At 63.7% G+C, this 21,844-nt stretch carries 19 protein-coding genes; 12 read left to right on the top strand and 7 right to left on the bottom strand.

Features of this window, described 5'->3' with window-relative positions:
- Positions 1-106 precede the first annotated feature (106 nt).
- The 5 genes from U1763_RS13285 to U1763_RS13265 all read left to right on the top strand — a co-directional run bounded on the left by U1763_RS13285 (position 107) and on the right by U1763_RS13265 (position 8,157).
- Positions 107-3,040 (top strand): 2-oxoglutarate dehydrogenase E1 component, encoded by a 2,934-nt coding sequence (locus U1763_RS13285; protein WP_332755578.1) that lies wholly within the window; start codon positions 107-109, stop codon positions 3,038-3,040.
- Positions 3,041-3,141: 101 nt separating this feature from the next.
- A complete protein-coding gene (odhB, locus tag U1763_RS13280; RefSeq protein WP_332755577.1) occupies positions 3,142-4,404 on the top strand; it encodes a 2-oxoglutarate dehydrogenase complex dihydrolipoyllysine-residue succinyltransferase in 1,263 nt (420 codons plus the stop codon).
- A gap of 178 nt (positions 4,405-4,582) precedes the next feature.
- Complete coding sequence (locus U1763_RS13275; RefSeq protein WP_332755576.1) at positions 4,583-4,843, top strand: DUF433 domain-containing protein; 261 nt, start codon at positions 4,583-4,585, stop codon at positions 4,841-4,843.
- Positions 4,836-6,230 (top strand): dihydrolipoyl dehydrogenase, encoded by a 1,395-nt coding sequence (lpdA, locus tag U1763_RS13270; protein ID WP_332755575.1) that lies wholly within the window; start codon positions 4,836-4,838, stop codon positions 6,228-6,230. Before U1763_RS13275 ends, lpdA begins: the two co-directional genes overlap by 8 nt.
- A gap of 781 nt (positions 6,231-7,011) precedes the next feature.
- The gene (locus U1763_RS13265; protein ID WP_332755574.1) at positions 7,012-8,157 is read left to right on the top strand and encodes a GGDEF domain-containing protein; all 1,146 of its coding nucleotides are present in this window, start codon (positions 7,012-7,014) and stop codon (positions 8,155-8,157) included.
- Positions 8,158-8,232: 75 nt separating this feature from the next.
- Here U1763_RS13265 and U1763_RS13260 read toward each other — a convergent pair whose 3' ends face one another.
- The 3 genes from U1763_RS13260 to U1763_RS13250 form a co-directional block, all read right to left on the bottom strand.
- Positions 8,233-8,856, bottom strand: a complete 624-nt coding sequence (locus tag U1763_RS13260; RefSeq protein WP_332755573.1) for a hypothetical protein — start codon at positions 8,854-8,856, stop codon at positions 8,233-8,235.
- A 135-nt stretch (positions 8,857-8,991) separates the two neighbouring features.
- Entirely contained in the window at positions 8,992-10,287 is a 1,296-nt protein-coding gene (locus U1763_RS13255; protein WP_332755572.1) for a hypothetical protein, read from the bottom strand.
- Between the two features lie 143 nt (positions 10,288-10,430).
- Positions 10,431-10,721, bottom strand: a complete 291-nt coding sequence (locus U1763_RS13250) for a hypothetical protein (protein ID WP_332755571.1) — start codon at positions 10,719-10,721, stop codon at positions 10,431-10,433.
- Positions 10,722-11,002: 281 nt separating this feature from the next.
- Between U1763_RS13250 and uvrA the strand changes: the two genes are divergently transcribed.
- Positions 11,003-13,885, top strand: a complete 2,883-nt coding sequence (gene uvrA, locus U1763_RS13245) for an excinuclease ABC subunit UvrA (RefSeq protein WP_332755570.1) — start codon at positions 11,003-11,005, stop codon at positions 13,883-13,885.
- A gap of 710 nt (positions 13,886-14,595) precedes the next feature.
- Here uvrA and U1763_RS13240 read toward each other — a convergent pair.
- Positions 14,596-15,105, bottom strand: a complete 510-nt coding sequence (locus U1763_RS13240; protein WP_332755569.1) for a hypothetical protein — start codon at positions 15,103-15,105, stop codon at positions 14,596-14,598.
- Positions 15,105-15,986 (bottom strand): ParA family protein, encoded by an 882-nt coding sequence (locus tag U1763_RS13235; RefSeq protein WP_332755568.1) that lies wholly within the window; start codon positions 15,984-15,986, stop codon positions 15,105-15,107. The genes U1763_RS13240 and U1763_RS13235 overlap by 1 nt, the downstream gene beginning before the upstream one ends.
- Positions 15,987-16,101: 115 nt before the next feature.
- On the opposite strand from U1763_RS13235, the gene U1763_RS13230 reads away from it, so the two are divergent.
- The gene (locus tag U1763_RS13230; RefSeq protein WP_332755567.1) at positions 16,102-16,431 is read left to right on the top strand and encodes a hypothetical protein; all 330 of its coding nucleotides are present in this window, start codon (positions 16,102-16,104) and stop codon (positions 16,429-16,431) included.
- A gap of 632 nt (positions 16,432-17,063) precedes the next feature.
- On the opposite strand, the gene U1763_RS13225 is transcribed toward U1763_RS13230, so the two are convergent.
- A complete protein-coding gene (locus U1763_RS13225; protein ID WP_332755566.1) occupies positions 17,064-17,654 on the bottom strand; it encodes a hypothetical protein in 591 nt (196 codons plus the stop codon).
- Between the two features lie 116 nt (positions 17,655-17,770).
- Between U1763_RS13225 and U1763_RS13220 the strand changes: the two genes are divergently transcribed.
- From U1763_RS13220 to U1763_RS13200, 5 genes are all read left to right on the top strand, one after another.
- Positions 17,771-18,739 carry a hypothetical protein gene (locus U1763_RS13220; RefSeq protein WP_332755565.1) on the top strand — a complete coding sequence of 323 codons (969 nt, stop codon included), beginning with the start codon at positions 17,771-17,773 and terminating at the stop codon, positions 18,737-18,739.
- Entirely contained in the window at positions 18,699-19,142 is a 444-nt protein-coding gene (locus tag U1763_RS13215) for a DUF3597 domain-containing protein (protein ID WP_277984296.1), read from the top strand. Before U1763_RS13220 ends, U1763_RS13215 begins: the two co-directional genes overlap by 41 nt.
- A gap of 77 nt (positions 19,143-19,219) precedes the next feature.
- Positions 19,220-19,633, top strand: a complete 414-nt coding sequence (locus U1763_RS13210; RefSeq protein ID WP_332755564.1) for a glycine zipper 2TM domain-containing protein — start codon at positions 19,220-19,222, stop codon at positions 19,631-19,633.
- A gap of 278 nt (positions 19,634-19,911) precedes the next feature.
- Complete coding sequence (locus U1763_RS13205; protein WP_031394996.1) at positions 19,912-20,124, top strand: cold-shock protein; 213 nt, start codon at positions 19,912-19,914, stop codon at positions 20,122-20,124.
- A gap of 105 nt (positions 20,125-20,229) precedes the next feature.
- Positions 20,230-20,460 carry a hypothetical protein gene (locus tag U1763_RS13200; protein WP_056060610.1) on the top strand — a complete coding sequence of 77 codons (231 nt, stop codon included), beginning with the start codon at positions 20,230-20,232 and terminating at the stop codon, positions 20,458-20,460.
- Between the two features lie 390 nt (positions 20,461-20,850).
- On the opposite strand, the gene U1763_RS13195 is transcribed toward U1763_RS13200, so the two are convergent.
- Positions 20,851-21,810 (bottom strand): cell wall hydrolase, encoded by a 960-nt coding sequence (locus U1763_RS13195; RefSeq protein WP_332755563.1) that lies wholly within the window; start codon positions 21,808-21,810, stop codon positions 20,851-20,853.
- Positions 21,811-21,844 lie beyond the last annotated feature (34 nt).

Genomic DNA, 21,844 nt, shown 5'->3' with positions numbered 1-21,844 from the left:
GAAGGGTGAGGGCACGTGACCGCCCGTGCCCTCACCCTCCCACCCGCAAGTGCGGGCGGGCCCCTCCCTCTCCCCCGCGGGGAGAGGGACACTGAGGACGAGAACGATGGGCTACGAAGGCCAGGATTTCAGCGATATCGCAGCCGGCGTCAGCCCGGCGTTCGTGGAGACGCTCTACGCCAAGTTCAACGCGGACCCGGCCTCGGTCGAATCCGGTTGGCGCGCGTTCTTCGAGGGTCTCGAAGGTTCCGCGCAGGGCCCGAGCTGGGAGAGCGCCCGCTGGCCGCTCACCACCACGGACGACCTGACCGCAGCACTCGATCCGACCCAGATGGAGCCCGCGCCGAAGCCCGCAAAGGGGAAACCAGCCCCCGCAGCAGCAGCGCCCGCGCCCGTCTCGAAGGAAGAGATCGCCAAGGCCGCGGCTGACGCGATCCGCGCGCAGTTGCTCGTCCGCACCTACCGCGTCCGTGGCCATCTCGCCGCCAACCTCGATCCGCTCGGCCTGTCCAAGCGCGAGATGCCCGAGGATCTGAAGACCGAATATCACGGCTTCTCCGACGCCGACATCGACCGGAAGGTCTATCTCGGCGGCACGATGGGCTTCGAATGGGTCTCGATCCGCGAACTCGTCGACACGTTGCGCAAGAATTACTGCGGCAATGTCGGCCTCGAATACATGCACATCTCCGACGTCGAGGAGCGCCGCTTCCTCCAGGAGCGCATGGAGGGCCAGGACAAGGCGATCGAATTCTCGATTGACGGCAAGAAGGCGATCCTCACCAAGGTGATCGAGGCCGAGCAGTGGGAGAAATTCCTCGGCAAGAAGTATGTAGGTACGAAGCGCTTCGGCCTCGATGGCGGTGAATCGATGATTCCCGCGCTTGAGAGCGTGATCAAATATGGCGGCCAGATGGGCGTGCGCGAGCTCGTCATCGGCATGGCGCATCGCGGTCGCCTCAACGTGCTCGCCAACGTGATGGCCAAGCCGTTGCGCGTGATCTTCCACGAATTCGCCGGCGGTTCGGCCAACCCCGACGACATCGGCGGTTCGGGCGACGTGAAGTATCACCTCGGCACCAGCACCGATCGCGAGTTCGACGGCCACAAGGTTCACATGAGCCTGGTCGCCAACCCGTCGCATCTCGAAGCCGCCGACCCCGTCGTGCTCGGCAAGACGCGCGCGATCCAGACGCTCAACAACGATCTGAAGGACCACGTGGCGAGCTTGCCCGTGCTGATCCACGGTGACGCGGCGTTCGCGGGGCAGGGGATCGTCTGGGAGTGCCTCGGCTTCTCCGGCATCCGCGGCTACAACACCGGCGGCTGCGTCCACTTCATCATCAACAACCAGGTCGGCTTCACGACCTCGCCGCAGTTCGCGCGCTCGTCGCCTTACCCGTCGGACGTCGCCAAGGGCGTCCAGGCGCCGGTCTTCCACGTCAACGGCGACGATCCCGAAGCGGTCACCTTCGCAACCAAGATGGCGATGGAATTCCGTCAGAAGTTCCACCGCGACATCGTCATCGACATGTGGTGCTATCGCCGCTTTGGTCACAACGAAGGCGACGAGCCGTCCTTCACGCAGCCGCTGATGTACGACATCATCCGCAAGCACCCCGGCGTATCGTCGGTGTACGGCGATCGCCTGATCAAGGAAGGTGTGATCGACCAGCCCTGGATCGACGAGAACGTGAAGCAGTTCACGCTCCGCCTCGAGGGTGAGTTCGAAGCCGGCTCGTCGTACAAGCCCAACAAGGCCGACTGGTTCGGCGGTCGCTGGACCGGCCTCAGCGCGCCCACCGATGGCGCGTCGGCACGCCGCAACGTCGAGACCGGCCTCAGCACGAAGCTGTTCGACTCGCTCGGCCGCACGCTGACGACGATCCCGGACAGCGTGAAGATCCACAAGACGCTCAACCGCGTGATCGATGCCAAGCGCGAGATGTTCAAGTCCGGCAAGGGCTTCGACTGGGCGACCGGCGAGGCACTCGCGTTCGGCGGTCTTCTCTCGGAAGGGTACGGCGTCCGCCTGTCCGGCCAGGATTCGGGTCGCGGCACCTTCTCGCAGCGCCACGCCGTCTGGGTCGACCAGACCGACGAGCACAAGTACGTGCCGTTGCAGGAAATCGAGCATGGCCGCTTCGAAGTGCTCGACAGCCCGCTCAGCGAATACGGCGTGCTCGGCTTCGAATATGGCTATGCGCTCGCCGACCCGAAGACCTTGGTGCTCTGGGAGGCGCAGTTCGGCGATTTCGTCAACGGCGCGCAGATCATGATCGATCAGTTCATCACGTCGGGCGAGTCGAAGTGGCTTCGCGCCAACGGCCTCGTGATGCTGCTGCCGCACGGCTATGAGGGGCAGGGGCCTGAGCACAGCTCGGCACGTCCCGAGCGCTTCCTCCAGTCCTGCGCGGACGACAACATCCAGGTCGCGAACTGCACCAGCCCGGCGAACTATTTCCACCTGCTCCGCCGGCAGATGCACCGCAACTTCCGCAAGCCGCTGATCGTGATGACGCCGAAGTCGTTGCTGCGGCACAAGCTGGCCGTGTCGAACGCCGAGGATTTTCAGAGCGACAGCCACTTCCGCCGCCTGTTGTCGGATACCAATCCGGCCGCCGACGTCGATACGAAGCGTCTGGTCCTGTGCACCGGCAAGGTCGCCTACGACCTGATCGAGGCACGCGATGCGGCGGGTGACACCGACACGCAGATCGTCCGCGTCGAACAGCTCTATCCCTTCCCCGGCAACCCGATCGCCGAGCGCGTCGCACGGATGCCGAACCTGGAAGAGATCGTCTGGGCGCAGGAAGAGCCGAAGAACAACGGTTACTGGTTCTTCGTCGAGCCGCTGATCGAGGAGGCGTTGGCAACGGTAGACTCTCGCGTGAAGCGCGCGCGCTATGCCGGGCGCAACGCCTCGGCATCGCCCGCGACCGGCCTGATGAAGCGTCACCAGGCCGAACAGGGCGCGCTGGTCGCCGACGCGCTCGGCCACTCCGTCCGCGACGAAATCCGCCGCACCCGCGCAAACTGATTGAACCCGGACCCTGCTTTCCTGCGAAAGCAGGAACCCAGGGTCCGGCAGAGTAACCCTAGGCCCCTGCGTCCGCAGGAGCACAAAAGGTAGAAGTAAACATGGCAACCGAAGTCACCGTCCCCGTCCTGGGTGAATCGATCACCGAAGCCACCCTCGGCGAATGGCTGAAGCAGCCCGGCGAGCCCGTCGCGGTCGACGAGCCGATCGCCAGCCTCGAGACCGACAAGGTCTCGGTCGAGGTCCCGTCGCCGGTCGCCGGCGTCATGGGCCAGCACGCGGTCGCCGTCGGCGACACCGTGCAGGTCGGCGCGATGCTCGCCACGATCGACTCCGGTGACGGCGCCGCAGCTGCGCCCGCCCCCGCTACCGCAAAGGCGCCCGAGCCAGCCGCGACCGCGACGCCGTCCGCACCCGCCAAGGACGAGTCCGGCGCAGGTTACGGCGACCAGCCCGGCGCCGGCACCAGCGACTCGCCCGCCGCGCTTTCCCCGTCGGTCCGCCGCGCGGTCCTCGAGCACGGCGTCGATCCCGGCACCGTCAAGGGCACCGGCCGCGACGGTCGCATCACCAAGGAAGACGTGACCGCGGCTGCATCGAGCAAGCCCGCACCTGCTCCGGCCGCAGCCCCCGCTCCGGCAGCAGCCCCCGCCGCCGCTTCGGGCCGCGGCGAAGAGCGCGTGCGCATGACGCGCCTCCGCCAGACGATCGCCAAGCGCCTCAAGGAAGCGCAGAACACCGCCGCCATGCTGACGACGTTCAACGACGTCGACATGACCGCGGTGATCGAGGCGCGCGCCAAGTACAAGGACCTGTTCGAGAAGAAGCACGGCGTCCGGTTGGGCTTCATGGGCTTCTTCGTGAAGGCCGCGACGATGGCGCTGCGCGACATCCCGTCGGTCAACGCATCGATCGACGGCGACGACATCGTCTATCACGACTATGCCGACATCTCGGTCGCGGTCTCGTCGCCCGGCGGCCTCGTCGTCCCGGTGATCCGCGATGCCGACCAGATGTCGGTCGCGACGATCGAGAAGACGATCGGCGACTTCGGCAAGCGCGCCAAGGAAGGCGCGCTCAAGATGGACGAGATGAAGGGCGGCACCTTCACGATCTCCAACGGCGGCGTGTTCGGTTCGCTGATGTCGACCCCGATCATCAACCCGCCGCAGTCGGCCGTGCTGGGCCTCCACCGCATCGAGGAGCGCCCGGTCGTCGTCAACGGCCAGATCGTCATCCGCCCGATGATGTACCTCGCGCTCAGCTACGACCACCGCCTGATCGACGGCCGCGAAGCCGTGACGTTCCTGGTGGCGCTCAAGAACGCGATCGAGGATCCGACGCGCATCCTGATCGACCTCTGAGGTCGATGAACGACGGTACGTTCTGAACGAAAAGAAGGTACACCAAAGGTATCGCATGACTTAAACCGTCATCCTGACGAAAGTCAGGATCCAGAGTAACGGACGGAACCGCTCGTTGCTCTGGATCCTGGGTCGAGCCCAGGATGACGGAAAGTACCGGGGGCAAACGGAGGTCGAGATGACGGCACCAGATCGAACGCCACGGGACGGTATCATCGTGACCGACCCAGATGTTTGCTTCGGCAAGGTTCGCATCGCCGGCACCCGAATGTACGTCGATCACCTCCTGGAGTTCATCGAGTATGGTGGTTCGATCGATAGCTATCTCGCGGATTATTCCCATATCACTCGGGCACAGTTGCAAGCTGCACTCGGGTTCACGCGCGATCTCGTTGCGGCGAAGCGCAATAAGTTAAAAGGTGAGTTGAGGCATGGCTGACTACGACTATGACGTCCTCGTGATCGGTGCGGGCCCCGGCGGTTACGTCGCAGCGATCCGTGCAGCGCAGCTCGGCCTGCGCACCGCTTGTGCCGAGTCCCGCGAGACGCTCGGCGGCACCTGCCTCAACGTCGGCTGCATCCCGTCGAAGGCGCTGCTCCACGCGTCCGAGATCTACGAGGAGGCCAAGGGCGGCCACATGACGAAGTTCGGCATCGACTTCCAGGGCGTCACGCTGAACCTCGACCAGATGCACGCCGAGAAGGCCAAGGCCGTCAAGGAACTGACCGGCGGCGTCGAATTCCTGTTCAAGAAGAACAAGGTCACCTGGCTCAAGGGCAAGGCCGCGTTCCAGGACGCGCATACCGTCGACGTGAACGGCCAGAAGGTCACCGCGAAGAACATCGTCATCGCCACCGGTTCGAGCGTCATGCCGCTCCCCGGCGTCGAGGTCGACCAGAAGACCGTCGTCGACAGCACCGGCGCGCTCGAGATTCCGAAGGTCCCCGAGCACATGGTCGTCATCGGCGGCGGCGTGATCGGTCTCGAGCTCGGCAGCGTCTGGCGTCGCCTCGGCGCGAAGGTCACGGTCGTCGAGTTCGTCGACCAGATCCTCCCCGGCTTCGACGGCGAAGTCCGCCGCGAGACCGCCAAGCTCTTCAAGAAGCAGGGCATGGAGCTCAAGCTCTCGACCAAGGTCACCGGCGTGACCGTCGACAACGGCGTCGCGACCGTCACCGTCGAGCCCGCCGCGGGTGGCGCATCCGAGACGCTGACCGCCGATGCGGTGCTCGTCTCGATCGGGCGGAAAGCGAACGTCGACGGCCTCAACCTCGAGGCCATCGGCCTCGAACTCAACAAGCGCGGCCAGATCGAGACCGACCATTCGTTCCGCACCAAGGTCGACGGAGTCTGGGCGATCGGCGACTGCATCCCCGGCCTGATGCTCGCGCACAAGGCCGAGGACGAGGGCGTCGCGGTCGCGGAAAACATTGCCGGCCAGACCGGCATCGTCAACGAGGACGTCATCCCGAGCGTCGTCTACACGATGCCCGAGATCGCCGGCGTCGGCCTCACCGAAGAGGCGGCGAAGGAAAAGACCGAGATCAAGGTCGGCAAGTTCCCGTTCGCCGCGAACAGCCGCGCCAAGACCAACCGCGACACCGACGGTTTCGTGAAGATCATCGCCGACGCCAAGACCGACCGCGTCCTCGGCGTCTGGATCGTCTCGAGCCTCGCGGGCACGCTGATCGCCGAAGCCGCCATCGCGATGGAATTCGGCGCGACCAGCGAGGACATCGCCTACACCTGTCATGCGCATCCGACGCATGCCGAGGCGATCAAGGAAGCCGCCATGGCGGTGCAAGGCAAGCCCATTCACATCTAGCAAGTGCTAGATATGATCTAAAGGGCTTGCCCGGCCGGCGGCGCTCCAGCGCCGTCCGACGACAGGGGCTTTGCCCCTGTCCGGCCAAGCAAAGCCCAAACTGAATTTTGAAAGGGCGTCGGTGGTAATCCACTGGCGCCCTTTCTGCGTCTACAGAGCAAGGGGAAAAGGTGGCTCGGGATTGAATGGCAGTTTGCGCGAAGCCCCGTACGTTCCTCAAAACCCATCCGACACCCACCCCCAATCCGTCATCCCGGCGAACGCCGGGACCCACGGTTACGGCGAACCCGGCGATACCGTGCTGCCATGACCCTGTTCGCGACCATGGGTCCCGGCGTCTGCCGGGTTGACGGAAGGAGTGATGAATGGGGAAGCCCGATTAAAAGGGGACGCGAGCTCGGGTAGACCATGATTGGCCCGGCCTATCACGACGCCGAACGCGCCTCGCACACCCCCCCATCCGTCGTCTCGGCGAACGCTGGGAACCCCCGGTTACGGCGAACCTGGCGATACCGTGCTGCCAAGACCTGGTCCGCTACCATGGGTCCCGGCGTTCGCCGGGATGACGGGGGAGGAAAGCGCGGCGAAAGCGGAGGGCGTATGCCTGACGAGGCGCGTCGCGCTAACGACCTCTCGCCCAAGCCATACCGCGCGCGCACCCCGCGCACCCCCCGAACACTCCAACCCCCAATCTCTAAACGTCCGCCGTTCCACCCAACCCAAACGAATCCTTAGCAAAGCCAGCCTATTAGCCGCCTAACGAACGAACAAGCAGGTGTCCGTGGCGCTCGATCTCACTACCCTTTACGTGGTTGCCGCGCTTGGCATGCTGGTGGCGGGGTTCGTCCACCTCGTGCCGGTGGCGACGGGGCGGTTCGGCACATGGGCGCTGCTATGGGGCGCAGGCCATCTCGTCGTCGGGTTCGGCACGATGATGGCGGTACTGAACGACAGTATCGGCATCGCCTGGGCGCCGAATACCGGCAATCCCGCCGCGGTGATCGGGTATGCGCTGATCGCCGGTGCCGTGCTCCGGTTCGCTCGGCCCGAGGCTCGCCTGACGCCGCTTTTGGGAATTGCCGCCATTTTGGCCGTACCCTTGGTGTTTAGTGACGATCCCGCACATTTTCACCTCCGCGTCGCCTATCTCAGCGTCGTTCGCGCGAGCTTCGACGTGGTCGTCGTCATTGCTGCACTCCGGCTGGCGCGGCGTGAATCGCTCCAGACCGGCTGGATCGTGGCGGCTCTGTTCGCGATCACCGTGCCGCTCTTTCTCGGCCGCGCCTGGCTCGCCTATCACGACCGGATCGGCACGCAACTGACCGGCATGCACAACGGTCTTGGCGCCTGGCTCGCCGCGGGCCAGATCGCCTTCATCATCTTCCGCACCTTCTCGCTGCTGATCCTGCAAGCGGAGCGCGGCCAGACGGCCCTGCGTGACCAGATGGAGCGCGATCAGCTTACCGGTGCACTCAATCGCGTAGGCCTCGACCGCGTCAGTCGGACGTTTGACCCGCAGACACCGCTCGCAGTCATGATGTTGGATATCGATCGGTTCAAAGCATTGAACGATACGCTGGGCCATGCCGCAGGCGACGCGGCGTTGTGCACGTTGGCAGACATTGCGAGGACGGCGCTCGGTCGGAACGGTCATCTGGTTCGATGGGGTGGAGACGAGTTCGTCTGCCTGCTGCCCGATACCGCTGTCGATCAGGCCATCATGCTGGGCGATGCCATCGCCGCGGAGTTTGCCTTGGCTATGCAACGTGATGCACCGGCGGCGGGTTTGATAGGTGTCAGTATCGGCACCGTCGACGGCGTCTGGGCTGGCCAGATTGCCGACCTGATCTCACGCGCCGACGCGGCAATGTATCGTGCCAAACGCGCGGATCGTCGCACATCGATCGGGTACGAGAAGGCCGCTTGACGATACTGAGGCTTGACCAGGCCCCACCCCGATCGTGACGACGCCGGCATTATTGGGCCGTAGGATGGGCTACGGTCAGCCGGAAGAGGGCGTTTCCTTGTCCGGCTTGGCGCCTGCCCGGCTTGCGAACCCGGCAAAAAGCCGTTCGAGTCCACCAGCGACGCTGTCGAGGACCTTTGCCATCTCGGGCGACAGCGCAGGTGCATCGCTGCGGGGCGGTTCGGGGGTGTCGCCTGCGAACGGGCCGGATCCTGCATTTAGTTCGGCTGCTGCAGGCTCCGGGTCCGGCGATCCGTGCTTGACGGAGTCAGTATGGCCCGATCCCTGTACGGGAGAAGACTTGTCAGCACCGGATGCAGCGATGTCTTCGGTCGCGCTAGTTGCGGGTGCGGCGGGGGCGGGGGGCGACGATCCAGCCCGGGACGGCGATCCGCCTCCACATGCCTGGTCCGACCCTGGCGAAGCAGGCCGCTCTCCCGTCGATCGCGTACCCTTGCTGGCGATCGCCGCGGCGGCCGCCATGAGCCCAGCGGCGAGGACCTGACGCCCGGCGCCCTTTGCCAGCACGCCGAGAACGATGTCCCGTCCTACCGGACTAGCCATGCTTTCGATCAGCGTGTTTCCCGTCTTTCGAAGGTCTTTCGGGATCTTCACGCCGCCGATCCGCTTGGGAATCCTGGCTGTCTTCGTCTTTGCCATATCAGTCTCTCACGCTGTGTCTGATATAGATAAGACACCGGACCTAGAGTGCAACACACGCGCTCAGCGGATCGGCTCCGTCGATGCTCCTGCGATTGCGGGCGCAGGGCGTTCATTAGTAAATCCGATCGGGCGTTACGACCCGAACACGCTGAACGGGACGCCGACGAACAGACCAAGCGTGAAATCGTCTTCGCGGCCACCGGTGCCGTCGCGACGGTTCAGATAGACACCGCGTACGCCGCCGCGCAGCTTGCCGGTGCCGTCGCCGACGAAATACACGGGCACGTCCAGCGAAAAGGCCTTGGACTTCAGATCGACGCTGACCTGCGGCGCGATCGCCAGCGTCGCGAACTGTCCGACCGCTGCGCCAAAGCCATGCCGCGCTTCGACTGCGACGATCGCCTTGTCCTTCCGCACCGGTGCGCCGTCCGCGTTCGTCAGGCACTGCGTCTGTGGTGTCGTGATCGGTTGGCAGAGCGTCACCGGATCGTTTTCGGCATAGCGGCGGCCATAGGTGAAGGACCCGGTCAGCGCCGATTGGCCCAGTCCGAGTAGGACACCGCCAAACGCGGTGGCCTTGAAACCCAGCCTCGACTGGTCGCGGGTCGTGAATGCGGCGCGATCGAGATAGGTAAAATCGATCTGGCTCGCCGCCACTCGCACACCATAAAAATCGATGTTTCCGGGCAACGCGGCCTTGATCATCGAGCGCAGCCCTTGCGGATAATAGCGTAAGACAAACATCGATACGCCGGTCGGAAAGCTATAGGGATCGCACAGCTGGGCCACGTCGTCCTTGTCGCCATTCGCGTTCAGGCAACTCTCCCGCGCACGCTCGACCTCTGGCTTTTCCGTACCATTCAAGTCCGCCTCGGTTGAATAATGGATATAGGATAGGGCGATCTCGGTGCCGCCCGAAAACCCGTCCAAACCTAATATCTTCGCTTCATGGCTCGAATCGAGATCGCTCGCGGCGGTGATCGTCAGATGATCGGCTGCCAGCCGCTTCCCGGTCTGCACACCGCTGATGTCGAGCGTCCAGGACAGGCTCGCGATCTTGTCCTCGCTTGATGCGATGAATTGCAGATCGGGCGTTGGGCTGGATTTCAGGAAGCGGTCATTGGGCCCGTTTGCGGAGCCGGATTCGACCGCTTCCACAGCCAGAAGCCTGTTGTCCGCGATATGATCGACGATCATGTTTCCAATTGTCGATCGCTTGCCCTGCGCATTGGCTCCCGTGACGACGGGCGCATCGGCCCCCGGCACGACCTTACCCACGGCCCCAGACGTTACCGACGATGCATCGGCCGTCATGCCGCTGGCGATCAGGCGCAGGTCCCGCGCCGCCGCCTCGGCAGCCCGGGCGGCTCGCGTCGCCGCCTGCGCCGCGCGCTCAACTGCGGCGAGTGCGCGGTGGTAATCTGCCATCGTCGGCGCCGTGACAGGCTCTGCCGGTTTAGCGCCGGCCGCAGCGGGTGTGGGAGGCGAAGACTGTGCCCAGGCATCGCCATGTCCCGCCAGGCCAATGGCGAAAGCGAGAGCATTGATCGCACGCATCCGGACCGGCAGCATCAGCGCACGTCGATCAGGAAAGCATCATAGGCCTTCCCGAGTGGGGGCGGGATCGTCGATGCATCGCGGGTATAGATCGCCGCGCCGTTGCGCAGGATTTCGACCTTCATGGTGGCACCGGGATCACCGATCATCACCCATTCGAGCAATTTCTTGCGGTCAGGTACGGCCTTGAAGATACCTTTACCGCCGCTCGTCGCGACGGGTTGCCCGTCGAAGGCAAAGCCATAATCGGCGATGCCGTTCAGATGCGACACTACGATTTCGAGGACTGTGCGCAGATCAGCCATGAAAATACTGCCCCTGTAGGGCCGAACGGGCGAGGACCGCGTCGAGTGTGCGGTGGGTCGAGGATCGGCCGGTAAAATACACGCGGCACGCTACGAACTGGACGCCCTGTGGAGCGTTGACCCGTGGATACCCTATTCACCGCCAATCACAGCGGCGAGATAGGTCCGTTTCGGGGATTTGGCATCGAACGCGTGACGGACGTGGTGCGCTGGCGGAATCCCGTTGCCGTTCCTATCTCCCGCACTGGTATCCGGCCAAGAACAGAAGTAGAACTCACCTTATGCTGACCAAGATTTCCGTACGCGGCGCGCGCGAGCACAACCTCAAGGACGTCGACATCGACATCCCCCGCGACACGCTCACGGTGATCACCGGGCTGTCGGGTTCCGGCAAGTCCTCACTCGCGTTCGACACGATCTACGCCGAGGGCCAGCGCCGCTACGTCGAATCGCTCTCCGCCTACGCCCGCCAGTTCCTCGAACTGATGCAGAAGCCCGACGTCGACCACATCGAGGGCCTCTCGCCCGCGATCTCGATCGAGCAGAAGACGACGTCGCGCAACCCGCGCTCGACCGTCGCCACCGTCACCGAGATCTACGACTACATGCGCCTCCTATGGGCGCGCGTCGGCATCCCGTACTCGCCCGCGACCGGCGAGCCCATCGCGGCGCAGACCGTCAGCCAGATGGTCGACCGCGTCATGGCGCTCCCCGAGGGCACGCGCCTGTACCTGCTCGCCCCCGTCGTCCGCGGCCGGAAAGGCGAGTACCGCAAGGAACTCGCCGAGTGGCAGAAGGCGGGCTTCGCGCGCGTCCGGATCGACGGCGAGATCCACGACATCGACGAAGCTCCCGCGCTCGACAAGAAGTATAAGCACGACATCGAAGTCGTCGTCGACCGCCTCGTCGTGGGCGGCGAAATCGCCACGCGCCTCGCGGAGTCGTTCGAAACCGCGCTGAAACTCGCCGACGGCCTCGCCTATGTCGACCCCGCCGACCCGGTCGAGCCGCACACCCCCAAGTCGGAAATCCTCGGCAACAACGCCCCCGACGGCCGCATCGTCTTCTCCGAAAAATTCGCGTGCCCGGTCAGCGGCTTTACCATCTCCGAGATCGAGCCGCGCCTGTTCTCGTTCAACGCCCCGCAAGGCGCATGCCCGGCCTGCGACGGCCTCGGCGAGAAGTTGCTGTTCGACGAAGACCTCGTCGTCCCCAACCACATGCTCAGCATCAAGAAGGGGGCGGTCGTCCCCTGGGCGAAATCCAACCCGCCGTCGCCCTATTACATGCAGGTCCTCGGCAGCCTCGCGCGCGAATTCAAGTTCGACATCGAGACGCCCTGGTCCGACCTCCCGCCGGAGGTCCAGAGCACCATCCTGCACGGCTCGAAGGGCAAGCCCGTCACGCTCACCTTCATCGACGGCAAGAAGAAATACGACGTCTCGAAGCCGTTCGAGGGCGTCATCGGCAACCTCAACCGCCGCATGCTCCAGACCGACTCCGCCTGGATGCGCGAGGAACTCAGCAAGTACCAGTCCGCCGCCCCGTGCGAAGTCTGCGGCGGCGCGCGCCTGAAACCCGAAGCGCTCGCGGTCAAGATCGCGATGAAGGACATCTCCTACGCCACGCATCTCTCGGTGGTCGACGCGCTCCAGTTCTTCACCGACATGCCGCAGCACCTCGGCGACCAGCAGAACGCGATCGCCGAACGCATCCTCAAGGAGATCGTCGAGCGTCTGGGCTTCCTCAACAATGTCGGCCTAGACTACCTCAACCTCGACCGCACCTCCGGCACGCTCAGCGGCGGCGAAAGCCAGCGCATCCGCCTCGCGTCGCAGATCGGCAGCGGCCTGTCCGGCGTGCTCTACGTCCTCGACGAGCCCTCGATCGGCCTGCACCAGCGCGACAACGACATGCTCCTCAAGACGCTCCGCCGTCTGCGCGATCTCGGCAACACCGTGCTCGTCGTCGAGCATGACGAGGACGCGATCCGCACCGCCGACTACATCATCGACATGGGCCCCGGCGCCGGCGTCCGCGGCGGCCAGGTCGTCGCGCAGGGCACGCTGAAGCAGATCCTCAAGTCGAAGGGCAGCATCACCGCCGACTATCTCAACGGCACGCGCGAGGTGCCGGTCCCAACCACGCGACGGAAAGGCAACGGCAAGAAGCTCACCGTACACAACGCGGTCGCCAACAATCTGCGCGGCGTCACCGCCAGCCTGCCGCTCGGCACCTTCACCTGCATCACCGGCGTCTCCGGCTCGGGCAAGTCGAGCTTCACGATCGACACGCTCTACGCCGCCGCCGCACGCGAGCTGAACGGCGCGCGCATCGTCCAGGGCAAGCACGACAAGATCACCGGCCTCCAGTATCTCGACAAGGTCATCGACATCGATCAGTCGCCGATCGGCCGCACCCCGCGCAGCAACCCCGCCACCTACACCGGCAGCTTCACGCAGATCCGCGACTGGTTCGCCGGCCTGCCGGAATCGCAGGCGCGCGGCTACAAGCCCGGCCGCTTCAGCTTCAACGTCAAGGGCGGCCGCTGCGAGGCGTGCCAGGGCGATGGCGTGCTCAAGATCGAGATGCACTTCCTCCCCGACGTCTACGTCACCTGCGACGTCTGCCACGGCGCGCGCTACAATCGCGAGACGCTCGAGGTGAAGTTCAAGGGCCATTCGATCGCCGACGTGCTCGACATGACGGTCGAGGACGCCGCCGAGTTCTTCAAGGCGGTCCCCCCGATCCGCGACAAGATGGCGATGCTGGTCGAGGTCGGCCTCGGCTACGTCAAGGTCGGCCAGCAGGCGACGACGCTCTCGGGCGGCGAAGCGCAACGCGTCAAGCTCGCCAAGGAACTCTCGCGCCGCGCCACCGGCAACACGCTGTATATCCTAGACGAACCCACCACCGGCCTCCATTTCGAGGACGTGCGGAAATTGCTGGAAGTCCTCCACGCGCTGGTCGAGCAAGGCAACACGGTCGTCGTGATCGAACACAATCTCGACGTCATCAAGACCGCCGACTGGGTCCTCGACCTGGGCCCCGAAGGCGGCGTCAAGGGCGGCGAAATTGTCGCGGAGGGGACGCCGGAGAAGGTCGCGAAGGCCAAGGGAAGCTTTACGGGGAAGTATCTGGCGCCGTTGCTGGAGAAGCGGTGAGATCGGTCGTTCATTAAACGACCGATCGGTTAAGCAATAGCTTTCGCGTCGAGGACATTCCTTTAAGAATGTATTGTCGAGCCGGTGAACTCATGCCTTCCCACACATCCTCGGCTGTAGTCAGTAGAAAAGTGTAATTTATTATTTGTATCACTCTAGAAAATTCACGTAGTGCAACCTTCATCGGTTTCACACTGTGGGTGGTATTCCCGAGAGACGTTGAGCTCCATACCCCGGGAATCTGCCCGTGAATTATTGCTGATATTTCGCTATACCAAGAATTCAATTCTGAGGAAAGTCCAATAGGATCCTGTTTGTCTTTGAAAAATGGGGTGTGGGCCCCATGATACTTTATGATCTCGCTTTTTGACATATAGAACGACGTATCTCTTATGAGAGTGCGTAATTCTATTTCGTGGTCACAAAAGTATGAAAAATAAAGCGCATTTTCAACTGCGGCTCTCATGCTCGACGCGGCGGGCTTGTAAAGTCCCACCGCAAAGCAGGCGGGCACAAAAGACAGTGACGCTTTCATCTCTTGTAAAAAAGAAAGGGCGGGGTTGGTATGGTACTGAAAACTGAGTTCGTGGTTCCAGACGGAGACGAGGCGACAGCCTCGTTCCAATGTCTGAACCGATGCAGCTTCAGAAATCAGTCCATTCGCACTATTCTGCCATTGAATTAAGCGCAGAGTATCTGAGAGAGTCATTCTACCGGGTGGTCATTTTATTTAAAAATGGATCTAAATTGGCCCCCATTCGAATAATATCTACTAAAAAGTTCCAGTCATCTGGCGTTGAACCTTTTTTGAATTGAACAAGTGCTTCGCGCATTGAAAGATCAGAGTCTATAATATGCGAATCCGGAGGACTCACTTGCCGGAAAAGCTCAAATAGCTGCGCCTTTGTTATCTTGCGGCGTTTTACATCTTCAAATAGCTGATTAGCTGGAGTGTCGCGCGCTTGGCTTTCCGCAGAAATCCTAACAGATTTTCCAGTTGAAAAGCTTTTTTTAGGAGCGGCTGGTTGGCCATGTGTGTCGGATTTATTGTTGAACGGAGTAGGTACAAGTCCGTCGAGCAGCATAGCAAGGCGATGACCAATATCGCCCGCCCGCAAGGCGGCCGCTCCAGCGCGCGCCTCATTTGGCGTCAGATTCATGCCTAAAATTGTGCTCGCGCACGCCTTGAAGATGGCGACGTTTGCTTCTGCCTCATCCATTACATGATCCTCCCAACGAGTTCAGTGCAAACTCGTCTTAAATTGTCCATAGCAGCTGGTTGATTGGCAACTTTCCGATCCCAAACAAAATTTCTACCTTCATTCGCTTTTGTAAAGTGTGATCTTTTTCGTAGTGTATTTCGCATGCATAATGGGCCATACTTTGGATCGAGGCGGATTGAATTCTCTTCGGTTGACCGATTGGGCCCTGTCATATTGAATAAGATGTGAGACTTCACCTTTGGCTCTGCAGGTCCACGTCCGTCTACAAATTGCCTCATTAGTCCCAGCCCCCTAACAGCAAAGCTCTCTGGCTTAACTGGTATTAAGACGTGATCAGATACCCCAAGTGATGTTTGTGTAAAAACTGATCCTGCGGGATGGCAGTCTAGAATTATAAGATCGTATGCACTTCGTGCTTGAGCGATAAAATTTGAGAATCTATCTCGCATTAGGGGTAGGCTTCGTCCGGGCTGACCTAGCGCGACATACATTAGCTTTAGCGTTGAGGGAATAATGTCCAGTACACTTTCGCCTCCACCAAAAACGTTATGAGTAATATCGCTATGGCGGGGTGGTGGAAATGAGCCAATTTGCTGAATTCCGAACGGATCGACGGCAGTAGAATCATCCATTAGTATTGCTAAGGTTGTCTTGTACTCCTCTTCAAGGCGAAAATAGGTGCGATGCGTCAAAAACATTTGAGATGCGTTATATTGTGGGTCGTAATCGATCAACAGAACCCTTGATGCGCTAGGCCTGCCCAGCGGTTCGCGCGCGGCGAGCGCGGCGAGATGACATGCGACCGTAGTTTTACCAACCCCGCCCTTCATATTCATTACCGTTAAAACTGTAGCCAATTCGCCCCCCTTTTTTTCCACGCTACATCATCACGCGGGGTCTGCAAGACAGCAGTATGAGCCTGTCCGTCGCGTAGAGTTTGACGGAACTCACATTAGCTCGATCCGTTTTGATCGAAGAAGAAGGATCGCAAGAATGACCAAGGTTCACCCGCATAAACCCGCCCCCAGCCCCAAGCCAAACGCCAAGACGTTCGGCATCAACGCGCTGTCGATCGGGGCCGCGGCGATCGGTCTTGGGGGCGCGTTGCTGGCGGTGTTCCTGCGCTCGAAGGCCAACCCCGCCGAGCATGCCGCGCCCGATCTCGCGCTCGACAAGCCCCGCCCGGGTGCGACCGATCGCGCGCCGGACGCCTTCCGCCCCGATCCCACCGCGGTCCCCACCAAGGCCGAGCGCGAGTCGCTCCGCCCCGCCACCGGCCCGGCCCCGTCGTTCGCCGCGGATCGCGGTTCGACGCTCGGCTGAGGCACCTTCCTGATCCTCCCCCGCAAGGGGGAGGTGGCTGGCGTTTGCCAGACGGAGGGGGAGGGGGCGTTTACCTTCGTTGCGTATCCTCCCCCTCCGTCACCTGCGGTGCCACCTCCCCCTTGCGGGGGGGATCGGAAGAGCCCGACGGTCGAAACTGATCCCGACGCCACCGCCCGCGCTACGTCACCCCGGACTGGTTCCGGGGTCCACGGTTCCCCGAACTCGATCGCGGCGGTGTGCGGAACGGTGGATACCGGAACAAGTCCGGTATGACGCGGGAGGGCGCCACGCCAGTCGGTCACGCCCCCGTTGCCGAGCCCACGTTGCCGACGCCAGCCTCCATCCCCCTTCTCCGTCATCCTGACGAAAGTCAGGACCCAGAGCCAAAAGCGCCATACCCCGTAACCCTGGGTCCTGACTTTCGTCAGGATGACGAGGGTGGGGCGTCAGGACGAGGCCCCCCCGAAACCGCTGTCCTACACACCCCGATCCGGCATACCTGATCGGTCCTCTCCGCAACGAGGATCGATCATGGCGAACGCACCCACCCCGGCCGACCCGCCCCCATGCTACATCGCAACGCGCGCGATCCCCGCACCCCGGCCACGGTACGAACCCCCGATCCCCGACTATTTCCCAGACGCGGTCCGCCACGTCATGGCCTGGCAAGCGCATGTCGACGCCGGCCGGATCGGCACCCGCATCCCCGTCTCGCCAGAGATCGCCGCCAACCGCGACCGCTGGACCGCGCTCGCCCGGACCATGCGCAAGTGACCGCCGCTCTCCAGGAGCCCGGCTTCGATCAAGCCACCGAGCAAAGCGTCGAACCCGAAGCGCCCTCGCAAACCGCCCCCGATCACCCCGCACCCGCGCAAGCCGACCCCGCCGCGCGCGCCGACAACGCCCCGCGCGCCTACATCCCGGCCACCCCGACCCGCTACACCCAGCGCAGCGACGGCTGGACCCCGGATCGCCAGCGCGGCTTCCTCGAACGCATCGCCGAGGGTGCCACCGTCGACGAAGCCAGCGCCAGCGTCGGCCTCTCGCCCGGTGCCGCCTACACGCTGCGACGCCGCGCGGCAGGCGCAGCGTTCGCGCTCGGCTGGGACGCCGCCAAGCTGGTCGCGCGGCCGATCGTCGCCGAAACCCTCTTCCTCCGCGCGATCGCCGGCCAGACCGAGCGCGTCACCAGGCCCGACGGCGAAGTGATCGAGCGCCACCGCTACGACAACCGCCTCGCCATGTCCTTGCTCAACCGCCTCGATCGTCCCCTCGCTGCTCGCAGCGATACTGCGAATGGGCCGACGCCACCGAGACCGCCAACGCCGCCACCCGGATGGTCGCCGCCGAATTCGACGCCTTCCTCGACATCATCGCGCGCGACGCCGGCCCCGCCCGCGCCGGCCTGTTCCTCGGCGAACGCCTCGATGCCGACGCCATACAGGCGGGCGCGGGGCCAGGAACGGGATCAGCGCCGAGCGCAGCCGAAGCGGCGATGGCGCCGATCCTCGCGCTCGCCCGCGCCGACCGCTGGCTGCGCAGCGCCGCCGGCGTGGCCGCCGGGATCGACGTCAGCGATCTCGATCCCGCCGCCCGCGCCGACTGGACCGCGGCGCAATGGTCGCGCGCCGAAGCCGCCGGACTGCTTCAGCTCGCGCCGGATCCCGTGCCCGAACCGGCACCCGACCCGGCGCTCGATCCGGACCTGAAGCCCGCTGCCGAAAGCGCGCCAGCGTCTGCACTTCCTGTACTTCACTTTGACCAGGATGGTCGCGACGGCGTTCATCCGGTCTGGTTCGACTCCATTACGCAGGGCTGGCGGACCTGTTTTCCGCCGCCGGATCCGTATTTCAACACCGAAGACGGCCTGTTCGGCGAAGACATGTACAGCCGCGAGTGTTCGGACGAAGAGGCGATCATCCTCGACGCGCCACGCGACCGCGAGATCGCCGAGCGGACGATCACCGAGGGCGTCGACCGCGATACATGGTTCGTCGCCTATGCGATCGACGGCGGTCTCGTCGACGAAGCGGGCGCCGAGGCGGCCGGCGCTACCGACGCGGATCGCATCACCACGTTGGCGGCGAGTTTCGATCCTCTCGGCTGCGACGAACCGGTCGCACCGGCGCCCGGCGCGCGCGCGGGTCTCGATCCCGTCCAGCCGCAGCGCCCGGACGTTCCGTCGCCCCCGGTCGCGGCGCCTGCACCCAAATCCCCGATCGGGCGTTCTCCCGCCGTCAGACTCTTATACGACAGGGATCCCCATGAGCATCTTCAGCAAGATCAAGTCCGCAATCTTCGGTGAGAAGGGCCCGCTCGGCAGCGGCCATTTCGGAACGCCCAAGGCCGACGCACCAGCGCCCGCGCCGCAGACCACTGCCGCACAGCCCGCGCCGACGCCAACGCCCACCGCCCCGACTCCGCAGGCCGCGCCCGCAGCGCCCGCCCAGGCTGTCGACGTCGAGGCCGTCCTCTCGGGCATCGCCTCGAAGAAGGGTTCGGATCTCAACTGGCGCACCTCGATCGTTGACCTGATGAAGCTGCTCGATCTCGATTCGAGCCTCGACAACCGCAAGGAGCTCGCCACCGAGCTCGGCTATACCGGTGCGAAGGACGGCAGCGCGGAGATGAACATGTGGCTGATCAAGGCCGTGATGCGCGAGCTGGAAAAGAACGGCGGCACCGTGCCCGCCAATCTCAAGGACTGAAGCCATTTCGGCGCCGGCAACCAAACCCCGGCGCCGATCATTACGCCTTCAGTATCAACCCCCTGAAAGGACACGACATGCGCGTTGCGATGCTGGGCCTGCTGGCCGCCTCCACCCTTGTTGCCGGCTGCGTCGGCGATGGAGGCAGCCGCTACGGGGTCGACCCGCGCTATCGCTCCTACGACTATAACCGCCCCGATCCGGCGTACGGCAGCTACGACGCGGGCCGCTATTACCGCGACGACCGCCGCTATCGCGAGCGTCGCCTGTCGCGCAACGAGCGCGTCTATCGTGGCAACGACGGCCGTTATTATTGCCGCCGTAATGACGGCACCACCGGCTTGATCGTCGGCGGAGTCGCGGGCGGCGTGCTCGGCAACGTCATCGCTCCGGGTGGCTCGGGCCTGCTCGGTACCGTCCTCGGTGCAGCCGGCGGTGCGCTTGCCGGGCGTGCGGTGGATCGTTCCAGCAACGACACCCGCTGCCGTTAAATCCCTCGACCGGCGTCGAAATATCGGCGCCGGTCGTTCTAAATCATCGCCATTGATGGCGGCGCGCGCGAAAATATTATCTGCGATAATCGACGCAGTTCTTGACCCATTTTACCGGCAAGATTTGCAATTCCGGCGATCTTGGCCCATATAGCGCTCAGCTACAGTCGCATATCGACGGTTCTTGGCGCTTTGCGGCACCTTTCTCCTTCTTTCCCTGCTCCGCGGCACGGGTCGCCCGAACGTCGGGTTACTCTTTACTAAGAAGGAGCCACTTCATGGCTATCACCGGAACCGTCAAGTTTTTCAACGCCGACAAGGGCTATGGCTTCATCGCGCCGGATGGCGGTGGCAACGATGCATTCGTGCACATCACCGCGGTTGAGCGCGCCGGCATGCCGACGCTGAACCAGAACCAGCGCGTCACCTACGAGCTCGAGCCCGACAAGCGTGGCAAGCAGTCGGCCGTGAACCTCCAGCCAGCCGATTGATCTCGCTGGCGGATCACGGTCCGCCAACCTGATCTCGGTTGCGATGCGGCGGCCATCATGGTCGCCGCATCACCCCTTTGAAATTTCCCGCAGGAGCGCACCAGCATGGCCGATAATCCAGAATTTTACCGGGCCCGCGCTGATGAAGAGCGTCGCAACGGCGATGCCGCCCTCCTCGACAACGTCCGCGATCGCTGCCGCCGCGCCGAAAAGGCCTGGGACGACATGGCCTCACGCGCCGAACGCACCCAGATCCTCCGCGCCGCGCGCGAAGCTGCCCCTCCCGGTGGCGAACGCATGATGATCGGTACGCCATCGATGGTCCCCGCTGAGTAAGCGCGTACGGATCTCGGTTGAGGTAGATTGAACCCGGGTGCAGCGATGCGCTCGGGTTTTGCTTTGGTGGCCCGGAAGTAAAAAGCTGAAGGCAGAAATGGGTTCGCGCAGAGGCGCAGAGAGCGCGGAGGTTCCCAGCCGAACCGGAGGTTCTCAAAACTCTGGTAAAACCAGCTCCATCACCCCGAGCGAACCACCTCAGCGTCCTCCGTGCCTCTGCGCGCACCAATCTTCTGTCGGAACGCGACTGATCGGTACTGTCGTGACCACCGGAAGCTGAACAAGCTCTCTCGCTATCTCAACAGAGGGAGAACGTCCGCCGCGAAGCTCGGTAGCAAGGTTGAGCGGCGTTCAGAACGCCCCCTGATCAGGTAAGGATCGACGCCGCCGCTATTTCAGCGGCTTACCGGAGTCTTTCCACCGGTCGAGGATTTGCGATTCAGGTGGCAACATGTCAGCGGCAACGGCAGCAGTCGTCTTGGCGTCCGCAACCACCACCGGTGCAGACGGTGCCGAGACCGCAACTGCCGCCGCCGTTGCCGCGGCGATCATTTGCGGCGTCGGCGTAAAGGGGGAGACCGGCTGCACCATCATGTGCGGTCCCGGCAGCGGTTCGCCACCGGCATAGCGCTGGGTGAACGCCGCCGAAGTGCCCCAATACCCCTTCCAGCGATGGAAGAAATGCGCGCCGACCACGTCGGTCATCACCATGCCGCGGTTCCATGCCGGCGTCACCGCATAGGTATGGTAATGCGTCGCCAGCCCGACCGGCGCGTAGACATAGCCCGCGAGCGCCATGCCCGCCGCGCGCGCCGCGCGTAGCCACGCCGCCCGCGCCGGGATACGCGCCATCGCCCCGTCGCAGGCGAAGCTGAACTGGCAGCCGGCATGCTCGGAGCCTTGGTACACCACGCCGCATACCGTCCTTGGAAAGGCAGGATGGCGCGCGCGGTTGAGGATGACCTGCGCCACCGCCTGCTGCCCTGAATCGGGTTCGGAGGCGGCTTCGTAGTAGATTGCGGCGGTCAGGCACTGGATCGCGCGGTCGCGGTCGATCGCCGACGCGCCCGCCATCGAGAAGGGCCGCGCCGGGACCACGCCGGCATCGAGCGCCGCCCCGGCTGGAATCGGCAAGGCGGGCAGGTCGATCGTGCCGGTGACACCGCTTGCAGGTGCGGCGATTTCCTGATCGGGGGATGGGGCCGACACCGGAATGGGCGTCGCCGTCGCGATCATCGCCCTGTCCCGCGCGGCATTCCGGGCAGAGATTCCGCGCAGCGCGGCGTGCGCAGACATGCCGGCGCCGATCACCAGCACCGTGGCGACCATCGCCAACCATATGCGATGCATCGCCCGAACCGTCTGCACCCGAACGCGCACCCTG

This window comes from Sphingomonas sorbitolis (assembly GCF_036663875.1).
Classification (GTDB): domain Bacteria; phylum Pseudomonadota; class Alphaproteobacteria; order Sphingomonadales; family Sphingomonadaceae; genus Sphingomonas.
The sequence above is the reverse complement of the archived record's forward strand: the minus strand, read 5'-3'. Positions and strand labels throughout refer to the sequence as shown.

What these genes read in the sequence shown, in the direction of transcription:
- U1763_RS13220 (WP_332755565.1), top strand. Translation starts at nt 17,771, where the DNA reads ATGGTCGCCGCCGAATTCGACGCCTTCCTCGACATCATCGCGCGCGAC.
- U1763_RS13275 (WP_332755576.1), top strand. Translation starts at nt 4,583, where the DNA reads ATGACGGCACCAGATCGAACGCCACGGGACGGTATCATCGTGACCGAC.
- U1763_RS13230 (WP_332755567.1), top strand. Translation starts at nt 16,102, where the DNA reads ATGACCAAGGTTCACCCGCATAAACCCGCCCCCAGCCCCAAGCCAAAC.
- U1763_RS13200 (WP_056060610.1), top strand. Translation starts at nt 20,230, where the DNA reads ATGGCCGATAATCCAGAATTTTACCGGGCCCGCGCTGATGAAGAGCGT.
- U1763_RS13210 (WP_332755564.1), top strand. Translation starts at nt 19,220, where the DNA reads ATGCGCGTTGCGATGCTGGGCCTGCTGGCCGCCTCCACCCTTGTTGCC.
- U1763_RS13255 (WP_332755572.1), bottom strand. Translation starts at nt 10,287, where the DNA reads ATGGCAGATTACCACCGCGCACTCGCCGCAGTTGAGCGCGCGGCGCAG.
- U1763_RS13250 (WP_332755571.1), bottom strand. Translation starts at nt 10,721, where the DNA reads ATGGCTGATCTGCGCACAGTCCTCGAAATCGTAGTGTCGCATCTGAAC.
- U1763_RS13285 (WP_332755578.1), top strand. Translation starts at nt 107, where the DNA reads ATGGGCTACGAAGGCCAGGATTTCAGCGATATCGCAGCCGGCGTCAGC.
- lpdA (WP_332755575.1), top strand. Translation starts at nt 4,836, where the DNA reads ATGGCTGACTACGACTATGACGTCCTCGTGATCGGTGCGGGCCCCGGC.
- odhB (WP_332755577.1), top strand. Translation starts at nt 3,142, where the DNA reads ATGGCAACCGAAGTCACCGTCCCCGTCCTGGGTGAATCGATCACCGAA.
- U1763_RS13260 (WP_332755573.1), bottom strand. Translation starts at nt 8,856, where the DNA reads ATGGCAAAGACGAAGACAGCCAGGATTCCCAAGCGGATCGGCGGCGTG.
- U1763_RS13215 (WP_277984296.1), top strand. Translation starts at nt 18,699, where the DNA reads ATGAGCATCTTCAGCAAGATCAAGTCCGCAATCTTCGGTGAGAAGGGC.
- U1763_RS13195 (WP_332755563.1), bottom strand. Translation starts at nt 21,810, where the DNA reads ATGCATCGCATATGGTTGGCGATGGTCGCCACGGTGCTGGTGATCGGC.
- uvrA (WP_332755570.1), top strand. Translation starts at nt 11,003, where the DNA reads ATGCTGACCAAGATTTCCGTACGCGGCGCGCGCGAGCACAACCTCAAG.
- U1763_RS13240 (WP_332755569.1), bottom strand. Translation starts at nt 15,105, where the DNA reads ATGGATGAGGCAGAAGCAAACGTCGCCATCTTCAAGGCGTGCGCGAGC.
- U1763_RS13205 (WP_031394996.1), top strand. Translation starts at nt 19,912, where the DNA reads ATGGCTATCACCGGAACCGTCAAGTTTTTCAACGCCGACAAGGGCTAT.